This window comes from Bacillus cereus group sp. Bc061 (genome assembly GCF_027715825.1).
Lineage (GTDB): Bacteria > Bacillota > Bacilli > Bacillales > Bacillaceae_G > Bacillus_A > Bacillus_A paranthracis.
Genome location: NZ_JAQFTZ010000012.1, coordinates 75,071 through 101,059, shown reverse-complemented (window position 1 = coordinate 101,059; position 25,989 = coordinate 75,071). Strand labels below are relative to the sequence as shown.

Sequence of the window (25,989 nt, the reverse complement as noted above, 5' to 3'; positions counted from 1 at the left end):
CGCCCTTAGTTGAACAAGATACATTTAATTAAATCTATCAAACTTCATTGAAAGTATCGAACATACGTGCTATGTTAGGTTTAATGAGGTGAGAATAATAATGAAATTTTCACGAGTTAGTCAAGTATCAGAATTAACAGGTTTGCATCCGAGTAGTCTAAGGAGAATGCTGGTGGAACACGCTACGATTCAGAAGAACAAATCTTTCATTAAAGGAGTTACATTCTGATGATATTAGCGAAGAAAGTCAGACTGATTCCAACGCCTGAACAAGAGAAAGTGCTTAGAAATCATGCTGGTGCTGCAAGATTTGCTTATAACTATTGTAAAAGAATGAGTGATAGATACTATAAGCTATTTGGAAAATCTGTTTCACAGTTAGCTTTACAGAAACGATTTACAAAGATCAAGAAGCGAAAGAGATATGAGTGGTTAAAAGACATTAATGCACAAGTTCCCAAACAGGCTTCAAAAGATTTTGATACGGCGAGAAAACATTCGTTCAAAAAGTACAAAAATGGTTCTCACACTTCTTATAAATCCAAAAAAGATGTAATCCAAGGATTTTATGCCAATTATGAAAGACTGATTATAGGAAAGAAAGTCGTTCATATTCAGTCTATTGGAGAAGTGAAAACAAGCCAACAACTACCAAGAAACAAAAAACCATCCAATCCAAGAGTTACCTTTGATGGTCGTCACTGGTGGATTAGTGTAGGATTCCAAGAAGACTTTGAATCACAAGAACTAACGAATGAGTCGATTGGTGTGGATGTTGGGTTAAAAGAGTTGTTTGTAGCTTCTAATGGTATGAAAGAACGAAATATAAACAAAGATGCCAAGGTTAAAAAGCTTTTGAAAAGGAAAAAGTCAGCACAAAGAGATATGTCTAGGAGATTTAAAAAAGGTGTGAAAATTCAATCTGCTGGATATGAAAAAGCGAAAGCGGAGCACCTGCGGTTATCTAGGAAAATTATGAATATCCGAAATAACCATATCCATCAAGCAACAGCTAAATTGGTGAAAACCAAACCAATGAGGATTGTTGTGGAAGACTTATCTATTTCGAACCTGTTAAAAAACAAAAAACTATCGAAGGCACTTTCCTTTCAAAAATTAAACTTCTTCTTTCAATGTTTATCATACAAGTGCGAGAAGTACGGCATTGCGTATGAAAAAGCCGATAAATGGTTCGCCTCAAGCAAGATTTGTTCATGTTGCGGCATAAAATACGACCATTCAGTTCAACCAGAAGGACAATGGAGTTTAAAAATACGTGAGTGGTGTTGTGTTTCATGCAATAGCCATCACGATAGGGATGTAAATGCTGCGATAAATTTATCAAGATGGGTAAAATAAATGCTTGATAATAGGAGGTAACGATACTGCCTCGTGTGGAGTGTTATACCCCTCGTCCCTTCGGGGTTGCGAGAACACGATGAAGCACTAACTCGTGTAAATTTGATTGAATTGTATAGATTTAGTTAAGTTTATCGTATCGGGATGCTTGGGGGAAGATGTTAAGAAGTTTACGTTTAAAAATTGCGGTAGTATTTTCGGTACTTATTTCTATGATGTTCGTAATATTAGGTACAGCTATGTATGAATTACAGAAAGAGAAGGAAGTGCGCTCCTTAGACCAGTATTCTCAAAATACGATGGATCTTGTGACAGAGCAACTTACGACATTTGTTCAAAGAACGGATGAAGATATGGGGTATTATGCGAACAGTGAGATGATTCGTAATATGCTTCAAGACGGAGTTACTCCAGAAGAGGAAGCATTTTTGACGAAAGAGTTTTCGGAGTATAAAAAGAACCATCCAGGCATTTTAGACTTATATATTGGTACGAAAGATAAAAAAACATTAAGTGCCAATCTTGCTGAAGGTGGAAAAGTGCCAGAGGGATATGATCCAACGACAAGACCTTGGTATAAAGACTCAGAAGCTGATGTGAAAACGGTTCACTGGGGACAACCTATGTATGAAATTGCAACAGGTAAGTTAAGCGTGGGAGTTTCTAAAGCAATTACAGCTCACGATGGATCTGTATTAGGTGTTGTGGCGATGGATGTATCGCTCGGAACAATTCAGAAATTACTTCATAATATTCAATACAATAACGGCGGAGAAATGTTTATTATAAATGATAAAAATATGGCTCTTGTTTACCCGGAAAAGATAGGGAAAGATGTTTCGAAAGAGCCACTTGTGCAGAGTTTAAATAAAGATGTAACAAAATATGCTGTCACTACATTAAAAGGTGAAGAGGTAGTTGCATATAGTCAGTCATTTGATTTGATGAAATGGAAGATAGGAATTTTTTATCCGAAAGAAACAATTGATGGGCTATTACATAGTACGAGAAATACAGTCATTATAATGGCATGTATTAGCTTATTCGTTGGAATCGTAGCTTCATACTTGTTTTCACGAAGATTAGCAAGACCACTGCAATTATTAACGAATCACGTTCAAAAAGTAGCAGAAGGTGATTTAACGTTGCAAATGAAAGTGACAAGTAAGGATGAAGTTGGAGAACTGACGAACCATTTTAATCATATGGTTGAACAAATGAATGAAATGGTAAGCAAAATTAAAAATAGTGTATCAACCGTGCAACAATCAACGAATAATCTACATTATTTAACGAATGAAACTGTAGCAGCTAGTAAAGAAGTGTCAGGTGCAATGGATGACGTGAGCGGAGGAGCTTCTACGCTCGCTAATAGTGTAGATGAAGTTTCAGAGCAGCTCGAGAATATGGCGCAGTCAGTGGAACAAATGAATAACTCTGTTGGTGAAATAAAAGGAGTAGCTGGTAAAGCAGAAGAGGCATCTAAGCAAGGATTAAATACGATGCGAAATTTAGTTCGTACGAGAGAACAATCCTCTTCAATTGTCGTTCATACAGAGGAAGCATCTGGAAAGTTAGAGCAAAGGGTTGGATCGATTCAAAATGTTGTAGAGCTTATAAAAGGTATTTCGGATCAAACGAATTTACTTGCTTTAAATGCTTCAATCGAGGCGGCACGTGCGGGTGAACAAGGTAAAGGCTTTGCTGTTGTTGCGGAAGAGGTTCGGAAATTAGCGGAACAATCAAAAGAAGCAACAGTAGAAATTGCGACGATGATTGGTGATGTACAAGTAGAGGTAAGACGAGTTGTAGAAGTTGTAAGTAAATTAAAAGATATTGCGGATATACAAAATAATGTTACGACAGAAGCAGAGGCGGAGTTCCGCACAATTATGTCAGTTGTTAATACGATTAGTACTTCAGTGGAACAAATTGTAGAAGAGGTCCATAACATCGGTCACGAGCAAGGAGAAATTACAGCGGTCATGCATACAATTGCTGGTACGAGTCAAGAAAGCGCAGCTGTTTCTGAAGAAGTAAATGCTGCAACTGAATCACAAGTGAATCATCTAGAAAAGGTAGCTCATACGATGGAAAGCTTGACGGAGCATATGAGAGACTTGGAAAGATTGGTTGAGCAATTTAAAATAGAGGAATAACAAATTAGTAAAATGATGCGTATTTCGGTAAAATAGATAATGGATATATAAGAAGCAATTATAGGAGGAAGACTACTATGGCAATTGTTGACGTATCGATTATTCCAGTAGGAACAGGTAATCCAAGTGTTAGTGAATATGTAGCAGAAGTACAAAAGGTGCTAGAGAAAAATGCAGATCGCGTGAAGTATCAATTAACACCAATGAATACAATTATTGAAGGAGATCTTCCTGTCATTCTAGAAGTAATTCAACAAATGCATGAAGTTCCATATACGAAAGGTGCACAGCGCGTTGCAACAACAATTCGTATCGATGATCGTCGTGATAAAGTAAGCACAATGGAGAAGAAATTAAACTCTGTTCGATCAAAATTATAAAGAAAAGCAGCGATCCTCGCTGCTTTTTTCATATAGGAGGTAGATAAGATGAGTGAAAAGTTTAACGAACAGTTTGACGGGTTGTTAGAGAAATACACGGAACTATTACTTGGAGAGAGCAATGAAGAGAGAAAAGAACAGGTACAGAAGTGGGCACTGTATTCTTACATAGCGAAGACGATGCCGGCTTTAGTGAAGCACTGGAATGAGACTTATCCCGATGCGAAAGAAGAGATGGTGCAGTTAATTACACATATTAAAAGGCTGAATGAAGAGAAGAGAAATGAAGGATAAAAAGAATAAAATGCACAACCTTTCTCAATACAATATTGAGAAAGGTTGTGCATTTTTTGATCGATTCCTCATTATAAAATTAAATGCATTCTTCAATTTTTTAATCAGCTATTTCGTATGTTCTTGGAAGAATGCTGATTTGAATTCATGCTCTATCTTTTTTCTTCTTTTTCTATTTCGGATACAGATTTTTCAGGATCTTTTATAAGTTTTCCCAGTTCTCCAGAACGTGTAAGCTGTTCCTCAAAATCTTTTGTAGTACTGACGCTAGCTATAAACCATAATTTGTCATCTTGGTTTATATATCCATTTATATGTGGAATGCCCATAGGGGTTATTTCCCTTTTTGTAAATGTAATAGATTTCACATCCTTTACATTATAACGAATGTACTTTTCCACTCGTGCTTCTTGTTTCTTCCAAAACAGCTCTTCTTGTTTTTTCTTCTCTACATATTTCATCGCAATATATCCTCCTGCTATAATACAAATAATGGTTAATGTAATTACCAATTTCTTTTTCATTTGGAATCTCCTTGCATTAAAATATAATTAAAATATATCATGAAACGATTGGTGAAAGATGACTGAATTTCAAAAAAATCCTATTGCGACAGATCAAGATTATTTTGAATTAGCAGATCAAGTTTATGGTGACGTTTTGCAAAAGGGTACTGAAGTAAAAGGTAGTGGAGGGGAAAAATGGGTAGTGATTGAATCCGTCGATACCAATCAAACCGAAGCAAAAAATGGCCTGCAAGCTATTGCTGTTGTACCTGCCAAGGATTATGAACCAGATAAAACGCAATATGATAATATTATTTATTCTTTTCGTGGAACGGAATTTGGAAAGTTTGATGGCGATTTATCTACGGATACTTTCCAAATCACAATGGGAATGAAAGATAACTGGGGAGCTGTTGGCGGAGATATTCAAAAACTCCCGACTTCTTTTGATAGTTCGTTAGAATTTGTAGACAGGGTTAACAAAACCTATAAACCAATCTCTGTTCACACGACTGGACATAGCAAAGGAGCTGCAGAAGCTGATTTTGTTGCTGCTGAACGAAACTTTTATGCGACAACGTATGCTGCCCCTAATATTTACCGCTTGTTAAGTGATGAAGCAAAAAAACGTGTAGATGAAGGTGTAATGGATCATAAGGCTGTTGATTATACACATGAAAAAGATGCTGTAGGGAATTTTGAACAATTTGGTGCAAATCCGATTGGTAAACAATATATCGTAAAAAGTAATGGAACTTCTCATGGTGTGTTAGGTCTTTTACTTATGGCAGAACATCCTATGGATACGTTTCAAGGGATGTTCCATTCCGATGGAAGCCCGATGTTAGTATCCGAACCTCATGGCGTTATTCGTCAAGCGAAAAATACAGAAATTCATCTGAAAGTTGAGGATATTCAAGCAATTACAACGGATTTAAAACGTGAAATAGATCATATTAACGAACAAATTGTAGAAGCCAGTTCAAAGGTTATACAAGTATTACAGCAATCACCAGCTAGTGTAGATGGAAATTTAATTCCTACAATTACGTATGCTGTAAATCAATTTCAAAGAAACTATATGGAATCTCTACGTTCCACATCAGATTTTATTTATCAAAAGGCAAATGAATTTGAACGAGTGGATAATGAAAGGTAAATAGGGGGAAGTAATATGAAAAACTATGATGTTATTCAACATTCTTTAGATGTACAAGGGGCAACTAATCAATTAGCTAGGTGTTTATCAGATTTAGAAAATCATAAAGTTAAACTATACTCTATCAAAACATTATTAGCTCATAATTGGAAAGGGAATACAGCAAATGAAATTGAAAGAAGATTAAATGAAACTGAAGACAAATTAATGTATGTACTTAATCAATTTCAAAATATAGAAGGGGATTTAGCAAGGTATAGAAGAAGTGTAGACAGTTTTGCCAATCAGTTTATGATGATGGGGCCAAAATACTAACCAATATCCTCTATATGCAAAATATAAAATGAATCTTAATCTACATAGAAGTTTGGTTTTAATGTAAAGGGTATATTTAATTGTAAGAGCTAGTCATTAAACTATTTTTAAGGAGATATTCAAAGTCACGATGATTGATGAATGTGAAGTGTATATGTTTTTCACATTAATATCCTCATATAATTTACATGGAATATAAAGGATTTTATAAGCATGTCGAATATTTTCGACATGCTTATTTTGTGCCTATTAAACTCTATTTTTCTAAATGTCGAAAAATATTTCAGGCATATTTATAAGCGAGAATATAGGGTTTTAAATGTTTTTATAGTATTTTATAAATTATCTAAATAATTATTTGTATCCAATAATTTTAAACAATGATATAATTTTGAAGAGGGGTAAAAAACAGATAAATTAAGTCATAGGGGTGAATTACATGGAACAATTAATGCGAAATTCGTTTCTTTTCTTATCTAAAAATAAAGCGCTAACAAAACTGGCTAAAAAGTACGGTTTACGCTTTGGTGCAGGTCGCTTTGTCGCAGGGGAGACAATTGAATTAGCGACAGCAGCTATTAAACAATTAAACAAGCAAGGACTTTGTGTAACAATCGATTATTTAGGGGAGTTCGTTGATAATGAAGCGGAAGCAAATGAAATGGCTAACCAATCGATTGAAGCAATCCGTGCTATTGGAAGAGAAGGTTTGGATTCGCAACTTTCTTTAAAGATGACTTCTATGGGATTAGATATCTCTGATGAAATTGTAATGAACAATATGCGCCGCATTTTAGAAGCTGCAAAAGAAAATGGTGTATTCGTTACAATTGATATGGAAGATTATACACGTTGCGGAAAGACAATCGATATCTTTAAACAATTAAAATCTGAGTACGATAATATCGGTACTGTTATTCAAGCTTACCTATATCGTACAGAAAAAGATATTGAGGATTTAAATGCTTATAATCCTAATTTACGTCTTGTAAAAGGGGCTTATAAAGAACCTGAAGAAGTGGCATTCCCAGACAAGAAAGATGTAGATGAAAATTATAAAAAGATTATTAAAATGCACTTATTAAATGGAAATTATACTGCAATTGCTTCACATGACGAAGCGATTATTGAATATACGAAAAAACTTGCCGAAGAACACAACATTCCAAGGGATCAATTTGAATTCCAGATGTTATATGGTATTCGCAATGAGCGTCAACTTGAGCTAGTAAAAGAAGGTTACAAAATGCGTGTTTACGTACCTTATGGAAACGACTGGTATGGCTACTTCATGCGTCGTCTAGCAGAGCGTCCAGCAAACGTTGCGTTCGTATTAAAAGGTATGGTTAAAAAATAACCAAGGAGAAAATACTCCTTGGTTATTTTAATTGCTGAAATGCGTAATGTGCCATTTTCTTCGTATCAGGATACAGTTGCTTGCGAGTAGAAGATAATACAACATTAATGACGCGTTTACCGTCTTTCTCATCCACTGTTACGACTGTATATTTTCCGAGTGCTGATAGACCGCTTTTACTTCCAATTGCATATGGATCGTCATATAGTTCTTCTCGTCCATAGTTTGCAATCTTTGGAGAGCGTTCTGAAGTATGTAGAGTTGTACGCGTTGAATTCATATATTCTAAAACAACTGGGTACTTTAATGCTTCTTTCGTAATTATAGCAATGTCATATGGTGATACTTTGTTTCCTAGTGCATCAGCACCACTTGCGTTTTTGAAAGTCGCATGCTTTGTACCAAGTTCCTTCGCTCTAGCATTCATCATTTTTACAAATTCATTTTTTGATCCTGCGATATGTTCTGCGATGGATTCAGCTATTGGATCTGCACTAATGATAAGCATCAGTTTTAATGCCTCATCACGTTTTAACTTTTCCCCAGCACGAAGTTTAATTTTCTTACTTTGACTTTCTGTTTTAATTGCGTTTTCTGTAACTGTAATTTCCTCATCCTCTTTTACATTCTCTAGTAAAAGAAGCGTTGTCATCATTTTGGCTATACTAGCCGGATAAGAGCGTTCGTCTTCTCGTTTGCCATACAAAATTTCACCTGTGTCTGCATCGATTGTAATCCCGTATTGCCCAGTGATGCTAGGTTGATCGGCTCTTACAGCTTGTTGTCTTTGTGCGTAAGAGAAGAAAATCATCCCTGTAAATAGTGTGGCAATCATTACAATCATAACTATTGTTCGTTTCATTATAATTCCCTCATTTGTTACAAATAAATTGGGCAGAAAAAGCAGCCATTACCCATTATGCCACGTTCTCTGCCCAAAAATATAGCGTTATTTTTCGCCCATATTATGCTTCTTATATTGTTGGTTATTACCTTGACGTCCTTTTTCCACGCCTCGATCAGTTGGTCCAGCGTTTCCTGTCACACTTGCTGCGCTAATTCCAGCCTTTGAAGGGTTCTTCTTAAGTTTTGCCATATATATTCCTCCAGTTTCGTCAGATTATAAAAAGGGAAAGTGTATTTTAGTGAAGAAAATACATATATAGCATGGGCAAATAAAAGAAAAATATTTATTTCAGAAAATTTTATCAATAAATATATTGCGAAAATTTAAACAGTATCATATATTTATTAGTAGAGGCTCACTCATTGATTGCGACTTATGTCGAAAAATTGAATGAGCATTCATTCAAGAATAGGGGGAGAATTGGATGTTCCAAATTAAAAAGGCTGCTGTTCTAGGTTCAGGCGTAATGGGTTCAGGAATTGCGGCACACTTAGCTAATATTGGTATTCCGACATTATTGCTTGATATTGTACCACCTGCGCTTACGAAAGAAGAAGAAGCGAAGGGACTTACATTAGAACATAAAAGTGTGAGAAATCGTTTTAGTAATACGGCACTACAAAAACTATTAAAGCAAAAACCAGCTCCTCTGACAGTGAAAGGAAATTTAGCACTGATTGAAGCAGGTAACTTAGAAGATGACCTTGAGCGTCTAGCTGATGTAGATTGGATTATTGAAGTAGTAGTTGAAAACTTAGATATTAAAAAGAAACTATTTGAAAAAGTAGATGCTGTTCGTAAACCGGGTTCTATCGTAAGCTCGAATACGTCAGGCATTTCAGTTGAAAAAATGGCAGAAGGTCGTTCAGACGACTTCCAGAAACACTTCTTAGGCACACACTTTTTTAACCCACCACGATATTTAAAACTTCTAGAGGTAATACCGACGAAAGAAACTGATCCACAAGTATTAAGCTTCATGAAACTATTTGGCGAAGACGTTCTTGGAAAAGGCGTTGTTATCGCGAAAGACACACCAAACTTTATTGGAAACCGCATCGGTACGTACGGTTTATTAGTAACTCTTCAAGAGATGGTAAAACGCGGCTATAGCATTGGGGAAGTTGATTCTGTAACAGGCCCACTTATTGGTCGTCCGAAGAGCGCAACGTTCCGTACATTAGATGTTGTCGGTTTAGATACATTTGTACACGTTGCAAATAACGTATATGAAAACGTACAAGAAGAAGAGCGCGATGTATTTAAAGTACCAGCTTTCATGCATGACATGCTTGATAAAAAATGGCTTGGAAGCAAAACAGGTCAAGGCTTCTTCTTAAAACAAGGAAAAGAAATTCTAGAATTAAATCCAGAAACAATGGAGTACGAAGCTCGCAAAAAATTAAAAGCTGCATCGATCGAGTTAAGTAAACAAGAAAAAGGTTTATCGAATAAATTGAAAGCGCTTGTATACGCGAAAGACCGCGCAGGAGAGTTGTTATGGAACATCATTACACCAACTCTTTTATACTCCGCAAAACTTCATAAAGAAATTGCTGACGATATCGTTGCAATTGACCAAGCGATGAAGTGGGGCTTCGGCTGGGAGCAAGGACCGTTTGAAGTTTGGGATGCAATCGGCGTTGAAAAGTCCGTTCAAAAGATGGAAGAAAACGGCGTAGTTGTTCCGGCTTGGGTGAAAGAAATGTTAGAGAAAGGTTTCACTACTTTCTACAAACATGATAACGGAGATAGCTACTATTACGATAATGGCGAATATAAGTTAATCGAGCGTAATAAAAAGGCCATTTCTCTTAAACAATTAAAAGCGAAAAATGGCGTATTAAAGAAAAATAGCGGAGCGAGCTTAATCGATTTAGGCGACGGCATCCTTTGCTTAGAATTCCATTCGAAGAGCAATGCAATCGGCATGGATATTACGCAAATGATTAACTACGCTGTTGATGAAGTAGAAAAGAATTATAAAGGTCTTGTTATCGGTAACCAATCGAAGAACTTCTGCGTTGGTGCGAACTTAGCAATGATCTTAATGGAAGCACAAGACGACAACTACTTTGAAATTGAGTTAGTTGTGAAAAACTTCCAAGATGCAATGATGAAAATGAAATACTCTTCTAAGCCAGTTGTAGCAGCACCATATGGTATGACGCTTGGCGGAGGTACAGAAGTTTGCTTACCAGCAGCGAGCATTCAAGCTTCTAGTGAAACGTATATGGGCTTAGTAGAAGTTGGCGTTGGCTTAATCCCTGGCGGAGGCGGTAATAAAGAGCTATACATTAAACACTTAAATAAAATGGCAAATGGCGTAGAATTTGATCTACAAAAAGTTGCAAATAAAGTGTTCGAAACAGTCGCAATGGCGAAAGTTTCAACTTCAGGACAAGAAGCGGTTTCTCATAACTTCTTAGGTGATAAAGACGGTATTAGTGTGAATGGTGATCATTTACTATACGATGCAAAACAGAAAGCACTTGCTTTATATGAAGCTGGTTACAAAGCACCGATTCGTAAAAAGATACCGGTTGTTGGTGAAACAGGATATGCAACTCTTGCACTTGGTGCAGAAGCAATGCATTTATCTGGTTACATTTCAGAGTACGACCTTCATATTGCGAAGAAACTTGCATATGTCATCGCAGGCGGAAAAGTGCCGTACGGAACAGAAGTTGATGAGCAGTATTTATTAGATGTAGAACGTGAAGCATTTATTAGCTTAGTAAGTGAGATGAAATCACAAGCAAGAATGCAGCACATGCTTGTAAAAGGAAAGCCATTACGTAACTAATAACGAGGGGAGATATCGTTCATGAGAGAAGCTGTCATTGTTGCGGGAGCAAGAACACCAATTGGAAAAGCAAAGAGGGGTTCATTAAAAACAGTTCGTCCTGACGATTTAGGGGCGTTAGTAGTAAAGGAAACGTTAAAGCGTGCGAATTATGAAGGGCCAATCGATGATTTAATTTTCGGTTGTGCGATGCCAGAAGCAGAGCAAGGTTTAAATATGGCTCGTAATATCGGCGGATTAGCAGGACTTTCTTACGATGTTCCAGCTATTACAATTAACCGTTACTGTTCTTCAGGTTTACAAAGTATCGCTTACGGAGCAGAGCGTATTATGCTTGGTCACTCGGAAGCTGTATTATCAGGTGGAGCGGAATCAATGAGTTTAGTTCCAATGATGGGGCACGTCGTTCGTCCGAATAGTCGCCTTGTAGAAGCGGCTCCAGAATATTATATGGGTATGGGACATACAGCAGAGCAAGTTGCTGTGAAATATGGAATTTCTCGTGAAGAGCAAGATGCATTTGCAGTAAGAAGTCATCAACGCGCTGCGAAAGCATTAGCTGCAGGGAACTTTGCTGATGAAACAGTACCTGTAGATGTAACGTTACGTACTGTTGGAGCAAATAACAAACTGCAAGAAGAAACAATCACTTTCACGCAAGACGAAGGTGTAAGAGCTGAAACGACGCTAGATATTTTAGGTAAATTACGTCCAGCATTTAACGTTCGCGGTTCTGTAACAGCTGGTAATTCTTCACAAATGAGTGACGGTGCAGCATCTGTACTATTGATGGATCGTGAAAAAGCAGTGAGCGATGGCATGAAGCCACTTGCGAAATTCCGTTCATTTGCAGTAGCGGGTGTACCACCAGAAGTAATGGGAATCGGCCCAATCGCAGCAATTCCAAAAGCGTTAAAACTAGCTGGCTTAGAGCTATCTGATATCGGCCTATTTGAACTAAATGAAGCATTCGCTTCACAATCGATCCAAGTTATTCGTGAACTTGGTTTAGATGAAGAAAAAGTAAACGTAAACGGCGGTGCAATCGCACTTGGACATCCACTTGGCTGTACAGGAGCAAAACTAACACTATCTCTTATTCACGAAATGAAACGCCGCAACGAACAATTCGGTATCGTAACAATGTGTATCGGCGGCGGAATGGGAGCAGCGGGAGTATTTGAATTACTATAAAAAAAGTGGAAGCGGCTCGTTCAGAATGTGAGGGGGATGGAGCTTCAGACGTAGAGGCGCTCTTTGCCTCGCAGGAAGAAGCGAAGCCACCGAACATTCTAGCCGCTGGAACTGGATTAGATAAAAAGTGCAGGTGGCTTGCTCAGAACAGGAGGGCGTTGGAAGCCCTGACGAAGAGGCGCTTTTTGCCTCACAGGAAGGGGTGAAACGACCGACTGTTCTAGCCACCGGAACTGGATTATAAAAAAAGTGGAAGCGGCTCGCTCACAACGAGACGCCGACAATGCAAAGAATGGAAGCAACAAAGGTTTATAAAAAATAAACGGGAGAGCCAGCTTCTTTCAAAATGAGAGAAGCGGCTTATGAAAATATGAAGGAGGAAATTTTCATGGAAAAAACAGTAGGAAGTGCGGTTAAAGGCGGTAGCTTTTTAGTAGATGAGATTACGATTGATCAAGTGTTTACGCCAGAAGATTTTTCATCTGAGCATAAAATGATTGCAAAAACGACAGAGGACTTTATCGTAAATGAAGTTCTTCCAGAGCTTGAATATTTAGAGCAACATGAGTTTGATCGTTCTGTTCGTCTTTTAAAAGAAGCTGGGGAACTTGGTTTATTAGGCGCTGACGTACCAGAAGAGTACGGCGGAATTGGTCTTGATAAAGTAAGCTCAGCGTTAATCGCAGAGAAATTCTCTCGCGCTGGTGGTTTTGCAATTACTCACGGTGCTCACGTAGGTATCGGATCTTTACCAATCGTGTTATTCGGTAACGAAGAGCAAAAGAAAAAGTATTTACCATTACTTGCAACTGGTGAAAAATTAGCTGCATACGCATTAACAGAGCCAGGTTCAGGATCTGACGCATTAGGTGCAAAAACAACGGCACGTTTAAATGCAGAAGGTACACATTACGTATTAAATGGTGAAAAACAGTGGATTACAAACTCTGCATTCGCTGACGTATTTATCGTATACGCAAAAATTGATGGAGAGCACTTCTCAGCATTTATCGTAGAGAAAGACTACTCTGGTGTATCTACAAGCCCAGAAGAAAAGAAAATGGGTATTAAATGTTCGTCAACTCGTACGTTAATTTTAGAAGATGCGTTAGTACCGAAAGAAAACTTACTTGGTGAAATCGGTAAAGGTCATATTATCGCATTCAACATTTTAAATATTGGTCGTTATAAATTAGGTGTTGGTACAGTTGGGTCTGCGAAACGTGCAGTAGAAATTTCAGCACAATATGCAAACCAACGTCAACAGTTCAAGCAACCAATCGCTCGTTTCCCATTAATTCAAGAGAAACTTGCGAATATGGCAGCAAAAACATATGCAGCTGAAAGCTCTGTATATCGTACAGTAGGCTTATTCGAAAGCCGAATGAGCACATTATCTGAAGAAGAAGTAAAAGACGGTAAAGCAGTAGCAGCTTCTATCGCTGAATATGCAATCGAGTGCTCTTTAAACAAAGTATTCGGTTCTGAAGTACTAGACTATACAGTAGATGAAGGTGTTCAAATTCACGGTGGTTACGGATTTATGGCAGAGTACGAGATTGAAAGAATGTATCGCGATTCTCGTATTAACCGTATTTTCGAAGGAACGAATGAAATTAACCGCCTAATCGTACCAGGTACGTTCTTACGTAAAGCGATGAAAGGTGAATTACCACTTCTTCAAAAAGCACAAAAATTACAAGAAGAGTTAATGATGATGATGCCAGAAGAAGTAGGCGATGAGCCATTAGCACTTCAAAAATATTTAGTAAATAATGCGAAGAAAATCGGCTTAATGGTAGCTGGGTTAGCTGCTCAAAAGTACGGTAAAGCATTAGATAAAGAGCAAGAAATTCTTGTGAATATCGCTGACATCGTAAGCAACCTATACGCAATGGAGTCAGCTGTTCTTCGTACAGAAAAAGCAATTAAAACAACTGGTCTTGAAAAGAATAAACAAAAAGTGTTATACACTGAAGTATTTTGCCAAGAAGCATTCAACGAAATCGAAGCACATGCGAAAGAAACACTTATCGCAGTTGAAAACGGCGACATGCTACGCATGATGTTATCATCATTACGTAAATTAACTCGCCACACACCACTTAACGTAATTCCGAAGAAACGTGAAATCGCTGCGAAAATTTTAGAAGATGAGCGTTATACAGTTTAATACCTTTAAAGAACAGTAGTCGTTTATACGGCTACTGTTCTTTTTTCTGAAAAAATGAAATTTTTAGTGGCATAAAACTAATACCATTAGTATAATAAAACTAATGGTATTAGTTTTCGTGAAGAGGGAGATGGGAATATGAGAATGATGCATGAAAAAACGGTATATCAATTGTCATTTTTGCCAAGAGTGTTTCCTGTGAATTGTTACTTTGTGGAGGAAGAAGATGGTTTAACTTTAATTGATGCTGCTTTACCATATAGCGCAAAAGGAATTTTACAGGCGGCTGAGAAAATAGGAAAACCAATTACGAATATTGTATTAACACATGCGCATGATGATCACATCGGTGCATTAGACGCATTAAAGGAAGTACTTCCTTATGTTCCAGTCTACATTTCTAAGCGGGACGCAAAGCTGTTAGAAGGAGATACGACGTTACAAAAGGATGAACCAAATACGCCAATAAAAGGCGGTGTACCTAAAAAGATAAAAACGGTACCTGATATTTTATTAGAAGATGGTGACCGAGTTGGATCGCTGCTTGCTATTATGACACCGGGACATACACCGGGCTCCATGTCGTTTCTTGATATAAGAAATAAAGCTCTTATTGTTGGGGATGCATTTCAAACAAGAGGAGGTACGGCTGTTTCGGGACAAATGAAATTTTGGTTTCCGTTTCCTGCGATGGCAACGTGGAGTAAAGAAATATCATTACAAAGTGCAGAGAAGTTAAGAGAATATGAGCCGTCCTTGCTTGCGGCAGGGCATGGGAAAATGATAAACGATCCAGGGGCTGTCATAGAGCTTGCTATTAAGGAAGCGAAGCGAAATATAGAAAGTAGAAAAGAGGGGTAATTTATGTCACCGAGAATCGGACTTACATTACCGAAAATTGTAGAAACAGCAGCAGAAATAGCAGATGCAAATGGAATACAAGAAGTAACGTTAGCTTCATTAGCGCAAAGGTTAGGGATACGTTCTCCCTCACTATATAATCATGTAAAAGGGTTACAAGATGTACGGAAACATCTTGGTATTTACGGAATCAAACAGCTGTATAACAAACTGGAAGAAGCGGCCGAGGGTAAACGGATGGATGAAGCAATTCATGCTTTAGGAGAAGCGTATGTAGCATTCGTACGCAAACATCCTGGACTATATGAAGCAACCTTTTTACGAGATGAAGAAGTAAGAAAAGCAGGCGACGGAATTGTAAAGCTTTGTCTTCAAGTTTTACAACAGTATGGCTTAGAAGGGGAGAATGCACTTCATGCGACACGTGGATTTAGAAGCATTTGTCACGGATTTGCGTCGATTGAACAGCAGGGTGGATTTGGTTTGCCGTTAGATCTGGATACGAGTTTACATGTATTGTTGGAAACGTTTATTAAAGGATTACATGTTATGCGAAAGTGAATAGGAAGCGGGATAATTAAAAACCTTAGAAGCGATTCTAAGGTTTTTTAGTGCGTATGATTCCTGAATAATGGTAGGTGAAATTGGAAGATTAAAGATTTAGTTCGTCATTGTTAAAAATAGTTTACATCATGTTAAAAATAAATTACAATTAAAATATAGAAAATAATGTAAAAAGGAGAGGTTATGAAACAGAGTGGAATTTTACAAAATAATCTCGTTGTACTTAGAGCAGAAAAACGCTGGTCACAAACTGATTTAGCGAACAAAGCAGGGGTAAGTAGACAAACGATCGCCTCAATTGAAGCGAATCGTTACAATCCATCTTTAATTTTAGCTTTTGAAATTGCACATATTTTAGGTAAGGAGTTTCATGAAGTTTTTCAATATAAAATAGAGGGGGAAACGGAATGAGCGTTGTAATAGGGATCATAATCTCAGTAGCGGGACTAATAGGTGTTTTATATTCCACACGTTTTCAGAAGAATGAGGGGGAAGATGAAAGAGGCGAGCATATTACAGGGAATGCCGCTAAAATTTCATTATTTGTATTTTTATTTCTATATTTAGTTATCTTTTTAATCGGGAATCTATATTCGTTAACAGGCGAACAGTATAAATTGGCAAATGCATTTTTATTAGCTGGAGTGCTTTGTTCGTATGCTTTAACTATCGTAGTTTTGAAAAGAAGATATTAGATGAGAAAGAGCCTCTAGTGGTTTAGAGGCTCTTTTTTGTTAAATGATATTATTTAGCTGGTTTGAAAAATGTAAATATCGCTAAGAAAAAGCAAACGAAACTGAATGCGATGGGATCTTGATAGGGACTAGGCTCAGAGCCCTTTTGGATTTCTGTAAGGAAGTCGTGTGTTTTCATGTTTATTGCTCCTTTATATAAGAATACTTTTAATGAAACTAATACTTACTAATAGAGTTGCACTAATAAACAATAGGAAAAATGTAGTGTTACGATTTTTGTAATTGTTAAGTGCTATAAATAGAAAGCAAATGAGAAATAACATATGTAAAGGAATAGAAGTGAGTAATGGCTTTAAAGTTAATATATCAATCAACAATTTTATATACAGAATTGCATAAACCATTAAGAAGATAATTTTAAAATATTTTTGCATAAGCACACCTACCTACTATGATTTGTTTTGAGATGCTATCGTTAGTGTAAGGTGACCTTTTGAAAATTTGTATTTTTCTGTAATTATAACATTTTTCTGTATTTATAAATAGATGTGAAATGTAAGAAAGCTTTTTCATGAATACGATTTAAAAAGAACAGAATACTAAAGGGGAATGAAAGAAGAAAGGTAGGAGTATCCTATGCAAAATTTAACAGAGCTTGAAGTAGAAAACTTACGTCATTTAATTGGTGGACACGCAACAATTATTAACAAGTTGGAGCAGTATGCACAGACGTGTACGGATCCACAACTGAAACAAATGCTACAAAAAGATGCGCAAGATGCACGAAATACGAAGCAACAATTAATGACTTTCTTAGGATAGGAGGAAGCGAAAGATGAATGAAAAAGATATGGTAAATGATTATTTAGCAGGATTAAATGCAAGTTTAACAAGTTATGCAAATTATATTGCTCAGTCTGATAATGAACAGTTACACCAAACGTTAATCCAAATTCGTAATCAAGATGAAATGCGCCAACGTAATATGTATGAGTATGCAAAGCAAAAGAGTTATTACAAACCGGCAGCACCTGCAAATCCGATGATTGTACAGCAATTAAAAAGCCAATTAAGTGCGGAATAACAGGAAAAAGAAAACGAGCGAATCTATTCGCTCGTTTTCTTTTTGTATATGTCAATAAATACATAATAAATATTTTTCCAGTTGTAACAAATATGACAAAAATGGAATATAACAATTCACAAAAAGGACAAAAACTTTGCTCAATATTTCACAAAGTATCCATGGTTTCTATCGTGGGAACCTCTATAATTAGGAGTGTAAGGAACAAAAGAAATAGATTATATGATCAATTAGGAGAGATTGCTATGAAAAGACATACAAGAAAAATTGCAATTATCGGTACTGGATTAGTTGGATCAAGTTGTGCATATTCCATTGTCAATCAAGGCATTTGCGAAGAGCTATTATTAATTGATATAAATCATGAACGTGCAGTTGGGGAAGCAATGGATTTATCACACTGCATTAACTTTACAAATACAAGAACAAAAGTATATGCAGGAAGCTATGAAGACTGCAAAGATATGGACATCGTTATTATTACAGCAGGACCAGCACCAAAGCCAGGACAAAGTCGCTTAGATACTTTAGGAGCGAGTGCAAAGATTATGGAAAGTGTTGTTGGCGGCGTAATGGAAAGTGGATTTGATGGTATTTTCTTACTTGCATCAAACCCAGTTGATATTATTACATATCAAGTGTGGAAATTATCTGGATTACCTAGAAATCGTGTGATCGGTACTGGTACATCACTAGATTCTTCTCGCTTACGAACAATTTTATCTGAAATGTTACATGTAGATCCTCGTAGTATTCATGGGTATTCATTAGGAGAACATGGTGATTCTCAAATGGTTGCTTGGTCACACGTAACTGTTGGTGGAAAACCAATTCTGCAAATATTAGAAGAACAAAAAGAACGATTTGGTGAAATAGATTTAGATGAAATCGTTGAGAAGACTGCGAAAGCCGGATGGGAAATTTATAAACGAAAAGGTACTACTTATTACGGAATCGGAAATTCTCTAGCATATATTGCAAACTCAATCTTTAACGATGATCACCGTGTCATTGCTGTATCAGCTATTTTAGATGGTGAGTATGGTGAATATGATATTTGTACAGGAGTGCCAGCTATTATTACTAGAGATGGTATAAGAGAAATTGTAGAACTAAATTTAACGGAGGATGAAGAATCTCGATTCGCAAAATCAAACGACATTTTACGTGATTATATGAAAACAATTGGCTACTAACTTATAGGAGAAGGTGAAACAAATGAAGGAATATATAATGTCTCGTGTATTTAAAGCATCAGCTGGAATCGCACAAGGTATTTTCGTATCCCTTGGAATTGGTTTACTAATCGAAAATATAGGAAGAATTGTTGATATTCCGTTGCTTATTACAATCGGAGTTGTTGCAAAATCACTTATGGCACCAGCCATTGGTGCTGGAATTGCTTTTATGCTCGGTGCAAACGGTCTTGTAATCTTCTCAGCTATGGTAGCTGGAGCAATTGGTGCCGGATCCATTTCAATTACTGAAGCAGGTCTAATTATTAAAACAGGTGAGCCAATCGGTGCATTATTAACAGCGACTTTAGCTGTATATATTGGTAAACGTTTAAGTGGAAAAACTGCGTTAGATATGATGCTCGTTCCATTTGCGGCAATATTAGGTTCTGGTTTAGTCGGTATTTGGTTATCTCATAATATTACTCCTGTTTTAAATGCAGTTGGAGCATTCATTAAAGATAGTTCAGCTGGTAGCCCGTTTATCGCTTCTATCGTCATTGCAGTCGTTTGGGGACTATTACTTATCTCTCCAGCTTCATCAGCTGCGTTAGCGATCGCACTTAGCTTAGATGGTGTTGCAGGTGGTGCTGCTCTTGCAGGCTGCGTTGCTCAGTTTATCGGATTCTCTGTCATCTCAGCGAAAGAAAATAATTTAGGTGGCATATTAGCTCAAGCACTTTGTACTCCGAAAGTACAGTTGCCAAATATCACTAAAAATCCAATGATTCTCGTCCCAACTGTCGTCGCCAGTGCGATAGTTGGTCCAGTATCCGCATTAATTTTCCAACTGGAAGCAGGAAAAGAAATTGCAGGTCTTGGATTAAGTTCTCTTATCGCACCAATTAATTTAATTTCCAGCGAAGGATGGGAAGTTGTCCCAGCGATGGTAATCACTTATATCGTCATTCCAGTAGCTGTTTCTTATATACTTTACATTGCTCTTAAAAAAGCAGGTCGTATTCACTCTGGTGATATGACTGTACCGCAATCTTAACTTGAAAATCTCCTTTTATATAGAGAAAAGCAGACTGAGAAGCCACAGTCTGCTTTTTACATTTTATGATTTTGTTTTACTGGAACACGTACGGTTTCTTTTGCTAATAAAAGCTGAACGCCGAAGTAGAGTATGCTTGCAAGCGTCATTCCAGAAATGGCGTCTACAAATGCGTGTTGCTTCGTAAATAGCGTTGATAAAATAATAAGCGTACCGAAGAAGGTAAGAATGTAATATTCAAAAGCATGTTGTTCTCTACGTCTAAAGGCAGCTAACATAATGATAAAGGTAGTAAGAACGTGAATGCTAGGGAAACAGTTCACCGGTTGATCGATACTATAAATATAGCGGACTAGTTCGGAAAATACGTCTGTTCCAACGACGGTTGGACGTGGTACAGTTGTTTGCCAAAAATAATAAATAGAAAAACAAGCAAGTTTTCCAAGAATGATACTACTTAAAGTGACATAATATTGTTTTCGATCTGCAAAGCAGTAATAAATAAGTGCGCCGTATAAGTAAGGAAACCAAATTAAATAAGGAATAATAAATGCTTTTACAAATGGAATCCAATCATCTACTACAGTTGTGACATCTACTGCGTGTACAGTCGATTTATTTAATACATCGTAAAGGGGACTTACGAGTACGAGTAGAAGTATATAACTTAACGGAAGAAAAGATGAAAGTTTAAATTTCTTCATGATAATCTCCTATGTTTAGTAATGTAAGTAAATTCAATTGATTATAATATAGAAACGCAATTTGGGCTATCGATTTTACTTACATTTTCTTGAATGAACCTTACGTTTTTGTCACTTGACTGAAAAGAAGGGGAGGGTGCTAAATGAAGCGTTTATCGTATTTCTTAGTTTTTATATTCATATGCCTAGTCGGTGCTGGGTGTGCAAAGGATAAAGAAGGAGAGAAATTAGAATATAACGGAAGAGCACTCGTAATTGGAGTTGTTGGAGAAAAACCGAAAGATACGTTTAGGAATGTAAAGTTTGAGGAAATAAAGTTAGAGGAACTGGAAAAGAAATCTAAGGAAGTAGATGGTTTTCTAATAATGAAAGATCACTTTCAAGAAGCCTCAACAGAGCAATATAAAAATGTATTTTCATCACTAAAGAAACCAGTATTTTTTATCGGTTTACAAGATAAATCATATTCGATTTTTATTACAAAAGGGATAGAGTATAACAGTGCCCGAAAAGATGTAAATGCGATGTATACGCAAGGGTTTGCAAATATCGGAAGTGGTGAAGGACAACAATGGGCAGTTGGTTTATCTAATGGCGGAAATACAGAAGAAAGTATTCATAATATGTATATCGTCGTATTTCAAACAATTGCAGATTATTTGAATAGATGAGGAAGAAGCCTGTAAACAAGGTTTCTCCTTTATTTTGCATTCAGGAATTGGTTATATAATGGTCCAAATGATTCCATTTTTATGAGGTTACTAGTAGGGCTTTTTTATTAACAGTAATTCCTCAATATACACGAAATATGCAAATATGCATATTGTATTTATTTGGAATTTTTGTATGTTAAAATTAAATATAGAGATTTTTATATGTAATGAACTAAAATTAGAAATATCCAATGAATTTTGAGAGGTGTTACATGTTTAAAAATAAGAAATTAATTCGATTCGGTCTAACATTACTTGTATGTTTATTTGTAATTGATTTTACAATCAGTTATTTTCAAACATATCTTGAATCAGCGGCAGGTATTAAATGGGCAGTATCAGAAACTTGGAGAACTATTTTGTTAGATGCCCCTGAAAGTATATTGGTTATTTTAGGCGCAATTGCTTTATATGATTTCACAAAAGAAACATCGCCAAAAGACGCATCTATTTAAATGCGTCTTTTTTATTTCATGCAATTAGCAATTTTGTGGATGGTAGTCTTGCTATCAATGATAGAGCATTATGCCATACAATGAAGATAATATTAGAAATTTATGGGGATGATTACGTTGAGGGAATTTTTAATTAGTTATGCTACAAGCCTGCTTACTTTTACTATTATATGGTTCTTAATACCGTATATTTCGGATCCTAGTTATTCTAACGAGAATGGTTTACCTAACATAGTTGGATTTATTGTAATTCTCATCATATTTGGTAGTGTATTAGATCTTGTAGCTTGCCTAATTGGAGAAGTGTTATACAGGAACATAAAACAATGTAGGAAGTTTCGAGTTGGAATTCCTGTATTTATTGGACTATCTCTTATCTATATATTTATACTCTCTCTTTTTACTATTACTAGTGCATATGCTTCTAGTTTAGTTGCACCTATTATTATGGGTTCCTTAGCTTTTTATGTAGTACGTAGAAAAATATAATTAACCTCAGCTAACGATAATGATGTAAATAAGCTAGTGGCGATTCCGCAAAGAGTTTAAATAAACTACGAAAAAGTAGAAAAGTATACATTTCTGCTTTAATAAAGGATACGTTTACCTTTAGATTGATGATAAAAAAGAAGTGCTCCTGTTTCTAAGCAAGGGCACTTCTTTTTATATTTCAGTCAGTAATTTGAATTTCATATTCTCAGGAGCAGTTACTTTTGCTTTATTGATGATAGGCTTAATAACTTTTTTATGGGCTCACTACTACGGTCAAAATCGTTAGTTCCTTTCATCTGTACGCCTTTGTCATGTAAAGTGTTTCCGGGTTTTGTGACTATAGGCTGAACTGGTTAAATAAACGTTTGTTTAAGATGTATGTTCGGCAGGAAGAAAACGATGCAGCTCAAGGGTTAATAAAGAAAAAAGGAAATTAATCAAACGTTTGTTTAAGATGTATGTTCGGTAGGAAGAAAGCGATACAGCTCAAGGGTTAACAAAGAAAAAAGGGGAGTTAATCAAACGTTTGTTTAAGATATATGTTCGGAGAGTGATAAGAGAAGAATCTAAAAAAATTTATATATTTATTTTTCCTTAACAAATGGCGGAAAAATAAGAAAAATTTGCAGGATTATTAAAAATTATCACGAAATAAGTAAAAGTTTAGCGAATAATCGTTTGAAATAATAAAACGTTTTCTATATGATAAAGGTAAAGGTTAGTAAAAAAGTAGGTGAATTTATGACAGTAACATTTTATTCATATCCAAAGTGTGGCACATGTCAAAAAGCAAAGAAATGGTTTGAGGCAAACGATGTAGCATATGAGATGATTCATATTGTTGAAAATCCACCATCAAAAGAAGATTTACGTAATTTACATGAAAAAAGTGAATTACCATTAAAAAAATTCTTTAATACAAGTGGAATGCGTTACCGTGAACTTGGTCTGAAAGATAAGTTAAAAGATGCAAGTGAAGACGAAATGTACGAGCTTTTAGCATCTGATGGCATGTTGATTAAACGTCCAATTGTAACAGATGGAACGAAGGTAACACTTGGTTTTAACGAAGAGCAGTTTGAAAGTGTGTGGAAAAAGTACCAATAAGGTATTTTTACATAATTAATACATTCACTGGAGGTACAGTCATGAGCATTCCAAATAATTTACGTTACTCTGAAGAACACGAATGGGTAAAAACTGAAGGTAATGAAGTTGTTATCGGTATTACTCACTTTGCACAAAGTGAGCTAGGCGATATCGTATTCGTTGAACTTCCAGAAGTAGGTGCAACAATCGAAGCTGACGAGCCATTCGGAAGCGTAGAATCTGTTAAAACAGTTTCTGAATTATACGCACCTGTAAGCGGTAAAGTTGTAGCAGTAAACGAAGAATTAAGTGACCAACCAGAACTTGTTAACGAATCTCCATACGAGGGTGCATGGATGGTTAAAGTTGAACTTTCTGATGCAAGCCAAGTTGAGAAGTTATTAACTGCTGAAAAATATGCAGAAATGACAAACCAAGACTAATTATAGTCGACTGAAGGACAGCCTTTGTGCTGTCCTTTTTTATTTTGTGTTACATAATGCATTTAAAAACGAGCGCAAATGAATAAGCTATTATGGGAATGAATGTTTTTCGATAAGGTTTCATGGGGCTTTGTAATCTGAACGAGCCGCTTGCGCTTTTCATTGTCTAGCTCCACCTCCTAGCCCTTCATGTCTAAGAACCTTCCGCACGAGAAGACAAAAAGCGTCTTCTGTGTGAAAGAACCTTAGCCAACAGGGCTAAACAGTCGGTTCCGCTTTTCACTATGATCCAGCTTCAGCGGCTAGATTGTTCGGTGGCTTCGCTTCTTCCTGCAAGGCAAAAAGCGCCTTTACGTCAGAAGCTCCATCCCCCTCACAATCTGAACGAGCCGCTTGCGCTTTTCTTTTGCAAAAATAAACAGGAAACAACATGAAAATAACGAATATACTATATACTAAGTTAAAGGTTGTATAGTATATGGTGATCGGGTGATGACATATGATTTATGTAGAAAAAGTCATTATTGTAGAAGGTACATCAGATAGAAGAAAGATTGAATCTATTATTCGGGAACCGGTGGAAATTGTTTGTACAAATGGTACAATTGGTTTGTCGAAAATGGATGAGCTCGTTGATCAGTTTTTTGATAAGGAAGTGTATGTCCTAGTGGATGCTGATGATGCTGGAGAAAAGTTAAGGAAACAGTTTCGAAAAGAATTTCCGCAAGCAGAGCATATTTATATTGATCGCTCGTACCGGGAAGTGGCAACAGCGCCATCTTCACACTTAGCAAATGTATTATGGGGAGCTGACATTGACGTTTATACAGAATATTTACGGTAAGGAATGATAGAAGTGATTGATTGGACAGGAGCCGAAGCTACAGCCCTAATAGAGAACGAAGAAAAAACAGTGTTATATGTATATACTCCAATGTGTGGAACATGCCAATTAGCAAAAAAGATGTTAACAGTCGTTGAGATGACAATTGAAGATTTGAAAATTGGGATGTTAGATTTAAATTATGCTCCGCATTTCGCGAAAGAGTATGGAATTGAAAGTGTACCGTGTTTACTTGTTTTTGAAAATGGGACACTCATGAAGAAGATATATGCATTTCATTCGGTTGAATATTTATATACGGAATTAAAGTAGGCGGCAAAGTTTTTGCCGCCTCGACATATTTCTTGGGAAATATGTCGAGATGCAGGGTGGTTACAGTATTTGTCGAGCGAAAGTAACAGGATTGCTCTTGAGTGAGAGGGAATGGTATGTAATAGAAAGTGATATGAAGGATGTGATTTAGAGTGGAATTATATTCTTTGCTTCAATCATTTGTAAATTACGCTAATGGTCAATATCATTTAGAGCCGCTTTTAAGACAAGGAGAAAAAACTGTTAATTTCCGCTTTGGAGATGAAAGTTGTTCGTTACAAATTTCAAGAGATTATATAGAACTGTTGAAAGAAGAAAGAGGAACGGAGCAAATCGTTTGTGTAGATGAAGAAGATGTAAAACAATTGGTGAATGGCAATGTACGATTGCAAACGTTAATGGACGATGGACGTATACAATATTCGGGAACGTATCGAACGATGTTATTAATTGAATCGATGTTTCATATATGTAAACCAATGTCAGTAGGTGCTTAAAATTCTGAAGTTTCGTTTTTTACGAAAATTTCTGTTGACATGGTGTGTGGATATTGATACAATTCAATTCATAAAATATAGACAATTTCATAAATTACAAATCAGACGAAAATGTAATCTGATTTCTCTTATCAAGAGAGGTGGAGGGACTGTGCCCTGTGAAGCCCGGCAACCGTCAACTTATGTTGAAATGGTGCCAATTCCTGCAAAGCAAATGCTTTGAGAGATGAGAGAGAGGGATAATGTTGTTATATACGCATATAAACCTTTCTGCTTCTCTAAAGCGGAAAGGTTTTTTTGTTGTTTGAATGTGGAGGACATTCAAATAATAAAAGTAATGATAACGGTGGGCTATACGCATCAAAAATAAAAAATTGCGGAGTCGACCTAAACAA

Annotated in this window: 33 protein-coding genes and 1 riboswitch; of the genes, 27 read left to right on the top strand and 6 right to left on the bottom strand. The window is 36.4% G+C overall.

Features of this window, described 5'->3' with window-relative positions; translation table 11 throughout:
* Nucleotides 1–100 precede the first annotated feature (100 nt).
* The 5 genes from PDQ40_RS25035 (at nucleotide 101) to PDQ40_RS25015 (ending at nucleotide 4,192) form a co-directional block, all read left to right on the top strand.
* Nucleotides 101–229 (top strand): hypothetical protein, encoded by a 129-nt coding sequence (locus PDQ40_RS25035; protein ID WP_000672785.1) that lies wholly within the window; start codon nucleotides 101–103, stop codon nucleotides 227–229.
* The gene (locus PDQ40_RS25030; protein WP_000599323.1) at nucleotides 229–1,359 is read left to right on the top strand and encodes an RNA-guided endonuclease InsQ/TnpB family protein; all 1,131 of its coding nucleotides are present in this window, start codon (nucleotides 229–231) and stop codon (nucleotides 1,357–1,359) included. Before PDQ40_RS25035 ends, PDQ40_RS25030 begins: the two co-directional genes overlap by 1 nt.
* 158 nt (nucleotides 1,360–1,517) lie before the next feature.
* Nucleotides 1,518–3,518 (top strand): methyl-accepting chemotaxis protein, encoded by a 2,001-nt coding sequence (locus PDQ40_RS25025; RefSeq protein WP_048520110.1) that lies wholly within the window; start codon nucleotides 1,518–1,520, stop codon nucleotides 3,516–3,518.
* Nucleotides 3,519–3,595: 77 nt separating this feature from the next.
* A complete protein-coding gene (locus tag PDQ40_RS25020) occupies nucleotides 3,596–3,898 on the top strand; it encodes an MTH1187 family thiamine-binding protein (RefSeq protein ID WP_001018860.1) in 303 nt (100 codons plus the stop codon).
* 48 nt (nucleotides 3,899–3,946) lie between these two features.
* Nucleotides 3,947–4,192, top strand: a complete 246-nt coding sequence (locus PDQ40_RS25015) for a YusU family protein (RefSeq protein WP_001290595.1) — start codon at nucleotides 3,947–3,949, stop codon at nucleotides 4,190–4,192.
* Nucleotides 4,193–4,344: 152 nt separating this feature from the next.
* Here the strand turns inward: PDQ40_RS25015 and PDQ40_RS25010 are convergent, their stop codons facing one another.
* Nucleotides 4,345–4,716 (bottom strand): DUF1433 domain-containing protein, encoded by a 372-nt coding sequence (locus PDQ40_RS25010; protein ID WP_000728342.1) that lies wholly within the window; start codon nucleotides 4,714–4,716, stop codon nucleotides 4,345–4,347.
* Between the two features lie 58 nt (nucleotides 4,717–4,774).
* On the opposite strand from PDQ40_RS25010, the gene PDQ40_RS25005 reads away from it, so the two are divergent.
* From PDQ40_RS25005 to PDQ40_RS24995, 3 genes are all read left to right on the top strand, one after another.
* Nucleotides 4,775–5,857, top strand: a complete 1,083-nt coding sequence (locus PDQ40_RS25005; RefSeq protein WP_270691717.1) for a cytoplasmic protein — start codon at nucleotides 4,775–4,777, stop codon at nucleotides 5,855–5,857.
* Nucleotides 5,858–5,872: 15 nt separating this feature from the next.
* A complete protein-coding gene (locus PDQ40_RS25000) occupies nucleotides 5,873–6,172 on the top strand; it encodes a hypothetical protein (RefSeq protein ID WP_000800688.1) in 300 nt (99 codons plus the stop codon).
* 439 nt (nucleotides 6,173–6,611) lie between these two features.
* Entirely contained in the window at nucleotides 6,612–7,529 is a 918-nt protein-coding gene (locus PDQ40_RS24995) for a proline dehydrogenase family protein (protein ID WP_000436775.1), read from the top strand.
* A 22-nt stretch (nucleotides 7,530–7,551) separates the two neighbouring features.
* On the opposite strand, the gene PDQ40_RS24990 is transcribed toward PDQ40_RS24995, so the two are convergent.
* Both PDQ40_RS24990 and PDQ40_RS24985 read right to left on the bottom strand, forming a co-directional pair.
* Complete coding sequence (locus PDQ40_RS24990; protein WP_000831472.1) at nucleotides 7,552–8,391, bottom strand: D-alanyl-D-alanine carboxypeptidase family protein; 840 nt, start codon at nucleotides 8,389–8,391, stop codon at nucleotides 7,552–7,554.
* An 87-nt stretch (nucleotides 8,392–8,478) separates the two neighbouring features.
* Nucleotides 8,479–8,625, bottom strand: a complete 147-nt coding sequence (locus tag PDQ40_RS24985; protein WP_001096347.1) for a YuzL family protein — start codon at nucleotides 8,623–8,625, stop codon at nucleotides 8,479–8,481.
* Between the two features lie 235 nt (nucleotides 8,626–8,860).
* Between PDQ40_RS24985 and PDQ40_RS24980 the strand changes: the two genes are divergently transcribed.
* The 7 genes from PDQ40_RS24980 (at nucleotide 8,861) to PDQ40_RS24950 (ending at nucleotide 16,729) form a co-directional block, all read left to right on the top strand.
* Nucleotides 8,861–11,242 (top strand): 3-hydroxyacyl-CoA dehydrogenase/enoyl-CoA hydratase family protein, encoded by a 2,382-nt coding sequence (locus PDQ40_RS24980; protein WP_000486343.1) that lies wholly within the window; start codon nucleotides 8,861–8,863, stop codon nucleotides 11,240–11,242.
* Between the two features lie 21 nt (nucleotides 11,243–11,263).
* Nucleotides 11,264–12,436 carry an acetyl-CoA C-acetyltransferase gene (locus tag PDQ40_RS24975; RefSeq protein ID WP_001206325.1) on the top strand — a complete coding sequence of 391 codons (1,173 nt, stop codon included), beginning with the start codon at nucleotides 11,264–11,266 and terminating at the stop codon, nucleotides 12,434–12,436.
* Nucleotides 12,437–12,824: 388 nt separating this feature from the next.
* Nucleotides 12,825–14,609: an acyl-CoA dehydrogenase family protein gene (locus PDQ40_RS24970; RefSeq protein ID WP_270691716.1), complete on the top strand. Its 1,785-nt coding sequence runs from the start codon at nucleotides 12,825–12,827 to the stop codon at nucleotides 14,607–14,609.
* A 138-nt stretch (nucleotides 14,610–14,747) separates the two neighbouring features.
* Nucleotides 14,748–15,470, top strand: coding sequence for an MBL fold metallo-hydrolase (locus tag PDQ40_RS24965; protein WP_073541770.1), 723 nt, complete (start codon nucleotides 14,748–14,750; stop codon nucleotides 15,468–15,470).
* A 3-nt stretch (nucleotides 15,471–15,473) separates the two neighbouring features.
* A complete protein-coding gene (locus tag PDQ40_RS24960) occupies nucleotides 15,474–16,031 on the top strand; it encodes a TetR/AcrR family transcriptional regulator (RefSeq protein ID WP_073541771.1) in 558 nt (185 codons plus the stop codon).
* A gap of 186 nt (nucleotides 16,032–16,217) precedes the next feature.
* Complete coding sequence (locus PDQ40_RS24955; protein WP_000813828.1) at nucleotides 16,218–16,445, top strand: helix-turn-helix transcriptional regulator; 228 nt, start codon at nucleotides 16,218–16,220, stop codon at nucleotides 16,443–16,445.
* Nucleotides 16,442–16,729 carry a DUF2178 domain-containing protein gene (locus PDQ40_RS24950; protein ID WP_000117695.1) on the top strand — a complete coding sequence of 96 codons (288 nt, stop codon included), beginning with the start codon at nucleotides 16,442–16,444 and terminating at the stop codon, nucleotides 16,727–16,729. The genes PDQ40_RS24955 and PDQ40_RS24950 overlap by 4 nt, the downstream gene beginning before the upstream one ends.
* Nucleotides 16,730–16,778: 49 nt before the next feature.
* Here the strand turns inward: PDQ40_RS24950 and PDQ40_RS24945 are convergent, their stop codons facing one another.
* Nucleotides 16,779–16,907, bottom strand: coding sequence for a hypothetical protein (locus tag PDQ40_RS24945; protein WP_000848035.1), 129 nt, complete (start codon nucleotides 16,905–16,907; stop codon nucleotides 16,779–16,781).
* 458 nt (nucleotides 16,908–17,365) lie between these two features.
* Here PDQ40_RS24945 and PDQ40_RS24940 point away from each other — a divergent pair, with 458 nt between their 5' ends.
* The 4 genes from PDQ40_RS24940 (at nucleotide 17,366) to PDQ40_RS24925 (ending at nucleotide 20,045) form a co-directional block, all read left to right on the top strand.
* Complete coding sequence (locus tag PDQ40_RS24940) at nucleotides 17,366–17,551, top strand: hypothetical protein (RefSeq protein WP_001180555.1); 186 nt, start codon at nucleotides 17,366–17,368, stop codon at nucleotides 17,549–17,551.
* 13 nt (nucleotides 17,552–17,564) lie between these two features.
* A complete protein-coding gene (locus tag PDQ40_RS24935) occupies nucleotides 17,565–17,813 on the top strand; it encodes a spore coat protein (RefSeq protein ID WP_001002987.1) in 249 nt (82 codons plus the stop codon).
* Nucleotides 17,814–18,058: 245 nt separating this feature from the next.
* Nucleotides 18,059–19,009 carry an L-lactate dehydrogenase gene (locus PDQ40_RS24930; protein ID WP_000820657.1) on the top strand — a complete coding sequence of 317 codons (951 nt, stop codon included), beginning with the start codon at nucleotides 18,059–18,061 and terminating at the stop codon, nucleotides 19,007–19,009.
* 22 nt (nucleotides 19,010–19,031) lie between these two features.
* The gene (locus PDQ40_RS24925) at nucleotides 19,032–20,045 is read left to right on the top strand and encodes a PTS transporter subunit IIC (RefSeq protein ID WP_000666170.1); all 1,014 of its coding nucleotides are present in this window, start codon (nucleotides 19,032–19,034) and stop codon (nucleotides 20,043–20,045) included.
* A gap of 56 nt (nucleotides 20,046–20,101) precedes the next feature.
* Here PDQ40_RS24925 and PDQ40_RS24920 read toward each other — a convergent pair whose 3' ends face one another.
* A complete protein-coding gene (locus PDQ40_RS24920) occupies nucleotides 20,102–20,749 on the bottom strand; it encodes a phosphatase PAP2 family protein (RefSeq protein ID WP_000713754.1) in 648 nt (215 codons plus the stop codon).
* 143 nt (nucleotides 20,750–20,892) lie between these two features.
* Here PDQ40_RS24920 and PDQ40_RS24915 point away from each other — a divergent pair, with 143 nt between their 5' ends.
* The 5 genes from PDQ40_RS24915 (at nucleotide 20,893) to gcvH (ending at nucleotide 23,941) form a co-directional block, all read left to right on the top strand.
* Entirely contained in the window at nucleotides 20,893–21,420 is a 528-nt protein-coding gene (locus PDQ40_RS24915; RefSeq protein ID WP_000826892.1) for a hypothetical protein, read from the top strand.
* A 254-nt stretch (nucleotides 21,421–21,674) separates the two neighbouring features.
* A complete protein-coding gene (locus tag PDQ40_RS24910; RefSeq protein ID WP_000475829.1) occupies nucleotides 21,675–21,917 on the top strand; it encodes a DUF3937 family protein in 243 nt (80 codons plus the stop codon).
* Nucleotides 21,918–22,019: 102 nt separating this feature from the next.
* Nucleotides 22,020–22,406 carry a hypothetical protein gene (locus tag PDQ40_RS24905; RefSeq protein WP_001998541.1) on the top strand — a complete coding sequence of 129 codons (387 nt, stop codon included), beginning with the start codon at nucleotides 22,020–22,022 and terminating at the stop codon, nucleotides 22,404–22,406.
* A gap of 744 nt (nucleotides 22,407–23,150) precedes the next feature.
* Nucleotides 23,151–23,516 (top strand): arsenate reductase family protein, encoded by a 366-nt coding sequence (locus PDQ40_RS24900; RefSeq protein ID WP_000218967.1) that lies wholly within the window; start codon nucleotides 23,151–23,153, stop codon nucleotides 23,514–23,516.
* 41 nt (nucleotides 23,517–23,557) lie between these two features.
* Nucleotides 23,558–23,941 carry a glycine cleavage system protein GcvH gene (gene gcvH / locus PDQ40_RS24895; RefSeq protein WP_000026900.1) on the top strand — a complete coding sequence of 128 codons (384 nt, stop codon included), beginning with the start codon at nucleotides 23,558–23,560 and terminating at the stop codon, nucleotides 23,939–23,941.
* A gap of 282 nt (nucleotides 23,942–24,223) precedes the next feature.
* Here the strand turns inward: gcvH and PDQ40_RS24890 are convergent, their stop codons facing one another.
* On the bottom strand, nucleotides 24,224–24,373 hold the full coding sequence (locus PDQ40_RS24890) for a hypothetical protein (RefSeq protein ID WP_001998543.1): 150 nt from the start codon (nucleotides 24,371–24,373) through the stop codon (nucleotides 24,224–24,226).
* Nucleotides 24,374–24,440: 67 nt separating this feature from the next.
* On the opposite strand from PDQ40_RS24890, the gene PDQ40_RS24885 reads away from it, so the two are divergent.
* The 3 genes from PDQ40_RS24885 to PDQ40_RS24875 all read left to right on the top strand — a co-directional run bounded on the left by PDQ40_RS24885 (nucleotide 24,441) and on the right by PDQ40_RS24875 (nucleotide 25,594).
* Nucleotides 24,441–24,785, top strand: coding sequence for a toprim domain-containing protein (locus tag PDQ40_RS24885; protein WP_000640869.1), 345 nt, complete (start codon nucleotides 24,441–24,443; stop codon nucleotides 24,783–24,785).
* Nucleotides 24,786–24,788: 3 nt separating this feature from the next.
* The gene (locus PDQ40_RS24880; RefSeq protein WP_001998544.1) at nucleotides 24,789–25,097 is read left to right on the top strand and encodes a thioredoxin family protein; all 309 of its coding nucleotides are present in this window, start codon (nucleotides 24,789–24,791) and stop codon (nucleotides 25,095–25,097) included.
* 152 nt (nucleotides 25,098–25,249) lie between these two features.
* The gene (locus PDQ40_RS24875; RefSeq protein WP_046198702.1) at nucleotides 25,250–25,594 is read left to right on the top strand and encodes a hypothetical protein; all 345 of its coding nucleotides are present in this window, start codon (nucleotides 25,250–25,252) and stop codon (nucleotides 25,592–25,594) included.
* Nucleotides 25,595–25,719: 125 nt separating this feature from the next.
* Nucleotides 25,720–25,827: riboswitch (SAM riboswitch) on the top strand.
* Nucleotides 25,828–25,989 lie beyond the last annotated feature (162 nt).